Here is a 5811-nt window from a genome sequence, read left to right on the forward strand (position 1 = left end):
ATGGGCAGGTTACCCACGTGTTACTCACCCGTCCGCCACTATCTTCTCAGTGGAAGCAAGCTTCCATAGAAAAGACCGTTCGACTTGCATGTATTAGGCACGCCGCCAGCGTTCGTCCTGAGCCAGGATCAAACTCTCATGTAAATGTGGACTCTTGTACAGAAATCCTACACGTTAAGCTGATTGCTCTTAATTTTTTGCTGACTTTATGTTTGCGATACAAAGTATCGTCTTCGTTTGCTTCGACCGAAGTCTAAGCTCCTTGCACATTTGGTTCGTTCATTCTTTATTCAGTTTTCAAAGGTCAATCGCGTATCACGTGTTACGTGATTGCTTATTCATAATATCACGGCTCCGGCTCTCCGTCAAGCCTTTTCTGAAAGTTTTTCAGAAGTATTATCGGCTTGCAGATGCTTGGATCAGCAACTTTTATATAATATCACGCTCTAAATCGCATGTCAACAATTTTTTCAAATCATTTCAAAGCCGATTCTGGCGGACAACTTCTATATACTATCATCGCAGCCGAATGCTGTCAACGATTTTTTAACTTTTTTTAAAACCTTTAGACATAGATCTAGGAAACGTTATAATTGTTCATCATTCGGCATACGCGTTAGCGGTCCAAACCCTCTGTATTCCGACCAATTCTTGCGACTTTCGCATTCGGAAGTTCTGATGGATTTGCCCCGCTCACCCATACCTATTTAGATCAGTTCACTGGCAGCACTGTTTTTTTGGCGATATTTTCCAAAAAGTTCCGAATAAGCGTCTGACCATCTTTGGTGAAGATGGACTCGGGATGGAACTGTAGGCCATAGACGGCATGCTCCTTGTGCTTCATCGCCATGATGACACCATCATCCACACTTTTGGAAAGTATTTCCAGTTCAACGGGAAGGCTCTTTTCTTCGACTACCAGCGAATGGTAACGCATCACCTCGAAAGGGGAAGTGATTCCTTGGAAAAGAGGATCTCCGTTATGCGTGACCATGGAGGTTTTGCCGTGCTTCAGCGTTTCTGCACGGATGACATTCCCTCCATAGGCGTATCCGATGGCCTGATGCCCGAGACAGATCCCAAGCAGAGGTACTTTTCCAGCAAACTCCCTGACCACATCGACGCAAATGCCGGCATCCTCAGGTACGCCTGGTCCTGGGGAAAGGATGATGCAATCCAAATCCATTGCCTTTATTTCATCCAACGTCAGAGCATCATTACGTACAACCAGCACATCCGGATTGATTTCTCCGATGTATTGGTAGAGGTTATACGTAAAGGAATCATAATTATCGATCAATAAAATCATTTAGATTACCTCCTTCAAGGCCATTGCTTTGTTCAGTGTTTCGGTATATTCCGATTGCGGAACGGAATCATGCACAATCCCTGCGCCGGCTTGGACATAAGCGAAGCCGTCCTTCAGAATGATGGTCCGGATGGCAATGCACGTATCCATGTTGCCATTATAGGAGAAATAGCCAACCGCACCAGCATAGATGCCCCGCTTCGTTTTTTCCAATTCATCGATGATGCCCATCGCCCTTATTTTCGGCGCACCGGAAACGGTCCCCACAGGCAGACAAGCACTCAAGGCTTCAAAACAGGTCAAACCCGGTTTCAACTTGCCGGTGACTTTCGAAACGATATGCATCACGTGGGAGTAGATATCCACCTCCATGAACTTATCCAGCTTGACGCTACCGAATTCGCTTATCCTGCCGATATCGTTCCTTCCCAGATCCACCAGCATCACATGTTCTGCCCGCTCCTTCTCGTCTGCAAGCAACTCTTTCTTCAATTCATTGTCTTCCTCTTCGTTCTTCCCTCTTCTGCGTGTTCCGGCTATCGGATTCGTCATGACTTCGCCATCCTGAACGGTGACCAAGCTTTCCGGAGAGGAACCGACTACCTGGAAATCGCCTAGATCGATATAAAAAAGATAAGGCGATGGATTTTTGGTGCGCAGTCTTCTGTATATATCGAACGGTTCGGATTCGGATTTGATTTTTAGCCGTTGAGAGAGGACAACCTGAAAGATATCGCCGGCTTTGATGTATTCTTTCGCCTTCTCGACGAGTGTACAAAATTCCGTTTCACTGACGTTTGAAGAAACCTCTTGATTCGGATTCACCTCTTGGAAAGGTCGGATGCCGTTCGTTTGGTTCATCGTTTCGGCTAATTTTTCCAGATTCGCGGTGATTGTTTCATAATCCTCCGTATCATCCGGAAAAACATTATGGACGAGCGTCATCTTGTGCTGGTAGTGATCATAGCTGATGAATTGCTTGTAGAACATCAAATAGGCTTCAGGCGCATGCAGTTCATCCGCGTTCACATTCGGCAGCTTTTCGTATTGTCGGATGACATCATAGCCGACATAGCCGATCGCGCCGCCGACAAATGGCAACGGGATATCGGTCTTAAGATAGGGAATCGATACATGCTCTTTTACGAAATCGAGCACCCTGCCTTTTTTGTGCACAGCTTGTCCATCGGTGATGATCGTCACTTCTTCGCCCATACTCGTGATACTCTTGTAAGGATTCGAACCCAGAAAGGAATATCTCCCGATTTCCCTCTCAGAAAAGACGCTCTCGAACAAAAACTTATGCTTCCCTTGGAGATTGTAATACATACCGATGGGCGTCAATTGGTCCGCATTGACCGTCAAGTGCACCGGAAAGACCTTATTCTGTTTTTTTGATGCTGCAAATTCTGTTGCTGTCAGATTAAACATTTTATCCACCCCTAATGAGATTTTTTCGCTATTTTTGCTTGTTTCAGGGGATTTTGGGTACAAAAAAAGCCACAACATCCCCTATAATGGGACGATGTAGCCGCGGTGCCACCCATATTAGTTCCGTACTGTTGACTAACGCTCGACTCTGTCGTTCTTTGCGCTCCGTGTCTCCCTTACGGAATCAAGGACCCAATGCGTCACCAAAAAAGGGCTATACATTGTTTTCGCGCTAATACTACAGAATCAAAAAAACACTTCCTCCTCAAAAGGACGAAATGTTTCCATTCGTTTGCCACCTCAGTACAAAACTCGCTCTGCGGGTACGGATGTTACTCGATACCCCGTCCTTTTAACGGCGGACTCCCGGTTTTTGCTACTGTAATTTTCGCATCACGTCTCAGAGATCCATTCACCAACAGCTACAGTGTTTGGCTTTCACTGCCCCAAACTCGCTTTGACTAAACGCTATTGGCTACTACTTCTCATCACAGATTTTATTAGTTTAATTTTAATTCATTATAATCCATTTCTCATTATTGTCAACTGGTAAATGCTTGTTTTTATTGGGATAGAATCACTCTGTTGCCATCGCGACGAGTGCTGGCTACAATCATTCACGCAACTCAAGCCATAAAAAAGCAGAGCAACAACACCCTCGTGTCATTACTCCACTAATTTTAGCATAATTGGCAAAGGATCGTTTTAACAACCGCCCTTCATGTATTTTTCTAGGCTCTGATTTTATCCACCAGTGATTTCAGTGTTTTATCGGCCGTTTCACCATCATCTTTTTGGATGGCCGATTCAGAAATGATAAACGAACCGCCCACAGCAACTATATGGTCATTTTCGACATATTCCATAAAGTTTTCTTCGTTGATTCCGCCAGTCGGCAGGAACTTAACGTCGTAGAAAGGACCGCTCAAAGCATTGATCGCTTTCAACCCACCGTAAATATCTGCCGGGAAAAACTTCACTACTTTGATGCCATATTCCGTAGCGCGTTGAATATCGCCAGGTGTCGCCGTCCCAGGGAACACAGGGATATCATGCTTGATGCAGAACTCGATGACGTCCGGAACGATCGCCGGCGAAACAATGAATTTCGCGCCATTTTCAACCGCGTCCTTCGCTTCTTTCAATGTCCTCACCGTTCCTGCGCCAACAATCAGCTCGCCTGACTGAGCCAATTTCTTCATTGCATCCAAGGCTAAGTTGCTTCGGAACGTCACTTCAATGAACCGCACCTCGTTCTTGACCAGAATCTCTTCCAAACGATCCAAACAGGAAAGATCCGTAGCGGTATAAAGAGGCAATAATTTTGTTTCCTCGATTTGTCGATAAATTTCGTGTTCCATGTTCGCTAACATATGCCACTCTCACTTTCTTGCATAAAGGAATCTTATCCTTTTGCCTTCGTGATTGCTTCATGCAACCCTTGCAGATACGTAATGCCCATTGCGCGGTCATACAACCCATAACCAGGCATTGCGACCTCGTCAAAAACAGTACGTCCATGATCGGGACGGATGACTCCGTCAAAACCGACATCCACTAAAGCTTTCATGATGGCATACATATCCAACGAACCATCCGAGCTCAAATGTGCTGATTCCCTGAATTTGCGTTCGCCCAAAAATTCGACATTGCGGAAGTGAACAAAGTTGATTTTTCCCCCGACTTCATGGATGATTTCAACCATGTCATTGTTTGGTTCAGCCCCAAGTGAACCCGTGCAAAGCGTAAGTCCGTTGTATGGAGAATCCACAATGCTGAGGATTTTTTTAAGGTCTTGCAAATTCTTTGTGATACGAGGCAAGCCGAATAGTGCAAATGGAGGATCATCAGGGTGAATCGCCATTTTGACATCCATTTCCTCGCAGACCGGAATGATTTTTTTCAAGAAATAGCTTAGGTTTTCAAATAAGATTTCTTCTGTAACGCCTTCGTACATTTCCATCAATTTGCCGAATTTATTCAGGCGCTCTTCTTCCCAACCAGGTAGGCTGAACCCTTTCGATTGGCTGTGAATCAGTTTAAACATATCAGCCGGTTCCATCTTGTCAACGACAGCTTGATCGTATACAAGCGAGAAGCTGCCATCTTTATTTTCATAGAACAAGTCTGTTTTTGCCCAGCCGAAAATTGGTTTGAAGCTGTAACAAATCATGCGAACATCGCATGCGGATAGGTTCTTGATTGTCTTGATGTAATTTTCAATGTAGTGATCGCGTTCAGGTGTTCCCGCTTTGATTGCGTCATGAATCGCCACGCTTTCGATCCCCAGTAATTCCAGACCGCCTTTTTTAACTGACTCTTTCAATTCTTGAATCTCAGAAATTTCCCACACATCTCCAGGCAGTTTGTTCAACAGAGTACCCACAACACCGTTTATTCCCGGTATTTGTCGAACATGTTTCAACGGAATTGTATCTCCCTTTTCCCCATACCATCTAAATCCCCATTTCATTACGCTTCACCCTTCCTTTTCCTTGAGAAATATTGTCCTCTTGATTGTTTTCCAGCTTTGATGCCTTACCAAGCACTTAAACCATCAGTTCTTTGGCCATTCGAAACTTCAGCGATATGATAGCGCACCCAACCTTTATACTCTTATTATACAAAAAAATATTTTTTTGTAAAGGGAAAATCAAAAGAAAATATTTTTTCTTTGTAAATGCCGTAGCTCTAAAGTGAAAAGAACAGCGAGCCAAAAAAATTCGACAAAAAAACCCGGAAAGATGAAATCATCTTTCCGGGTTTTTCAGATGTGATACCGGCGGCCGGGGTCGAACCGGCACGCCCTTGCGGGCACTGGATTTTGAGTCCAGCGCGTCTGCCAATTCCGCCACGCCGGCATGATATGAAGAATGCAATTTTCCATCTTACTTGTACTTATGGAAAGGCGGTAACCGGATTTGAACCGGTGATAGAGGTTTTGCAGACCTGTGCCTTACCACTTGGCTATACCGCCGAGGTGTTACTATTTAAAAAAACTGGGCTAGCTGGATTCGAACCAACGAATGACAGAGTCAAAGTCTGTTGCCTTACCGCTTGGCGATAGCCCA

General features: G+C 44.8%; 4 protein-coding genes, 3 tRNA genes, 1 rRNA gene and 1 other annotated feature. All 8 genes read right to left on the minus strand.

The window, feature by feature from the left end; genetic code table 11:
- Positions 1–144, minus strand: a 16S ribosomal RNA gene (locus BLV66_RS15270); the annotation flags it as partial.
- A gap of 568 nt (positions 145–712) precedes the next feature.
- Entirely contained in the window at positions 713–1309 is a 597-nt protein-coding gene (locus tag BLV66_RS15275; protein ID WP_086985516.1) for an anthranilate synthase component II, read from the minus strand.
- Complete coding sequence (trpE, locus tag BLV66_RS15280; RefSeq protein WP_086985515.1) at positions 1310–2740, minus strand: anthranilate synthase component I; 1431 nt, start codon at positions 2738–2740, stop codon at positions 1310–1312. It abuts the gene before it with no gap.
- Positions 2741–2824: 84 nt separating this feature from the next.
- Positions 2825–3241: a binding site (T-box leader), on the minus strand.
- Between the two features lie 230 nt (positions 3242–3471).
- A complete protein-coding gene (locus BLV66_RS15290; protein ID WP_086985514.1) occupies positions 3472–4113 on the minus strand; it encodes a bifunctional 4-hydroxy-2-oxoglutarate aldolase/2-dehydro-3-deoxy-phosphogluconate aldolase in 642 nt (213 codons plus the stop codon).
- A 32-nt stretch (positions 4114–4145) separates the two neighbouring features.
- Entirely contained in the window at positions 4146–5213 is a 1068-nt protein-coding gene (uxuA, locus tag BLV66_RS15295; protein ID WP_086985513.1) for a mannonate dehydratase, read from the minus strand.
- 304 nt (positions 5214–5517) lie between these two features.
- A tRNA-Leu gene (locus tag BLV66_RS15300) sits at positions 5518–5601 on the minus strand.
- A 45-nt stretch (positions 5602–5646) separates the two neighbouring features.
- Positions 5647–5717 (minus strand) — tRNA-Cys (locus tag BLV66_RS15305).
- A 22-nt stretch (positions 5718–5739) separates the two neighbouring features.
- A tRNA-Gln gene (locus BLV66_RS15310) sits at positions 5740–5811 on the minus strand.

The sequence above is a fragment of the Trichococcus collinsii genome, from assembly GCF_900107505.1.
In the GTDB taxonomy this organism is placed as follows: domain Bacteria; phylum Bacillota; class Bacilli; order Lactobacillales; family Aerococcaceae; genus Trichococcus; species Trichococcus collinsii.

What these genes read in the sequence shown, in the direction of transcription:
- trpE (WP_086985515.1), bottom strand. Translation starts at nt 2,740, where the DNA reads ATGTTTAATCTGACAGCAACAGAATTTGCAGCATCAAAAAAACAGAAT.
- BLV66_RS15275 (WP_086985516.1), bottom strand. Translation starts at nt 1,309, where the DNA reads ATGATTTTATTGATCGATAATTATGATTCCTTTACGTATAACCTCTAC.
- uxuA (WP_086985513.1), bottom strand. Translation starts at nt 5,213, where the DNA reads ATGAAATGGGGATTTAGATGGTATGGGGAAAAGGGAGATACAATTCCG.
- BLV66_RS15290 (WP_086985514.1), bottom strand. Translation starts at nt 4,113, where the DNA reads ATGTTAGCGAACATGGAACACGAAATTTATCGACAAATCGAGGAAACA.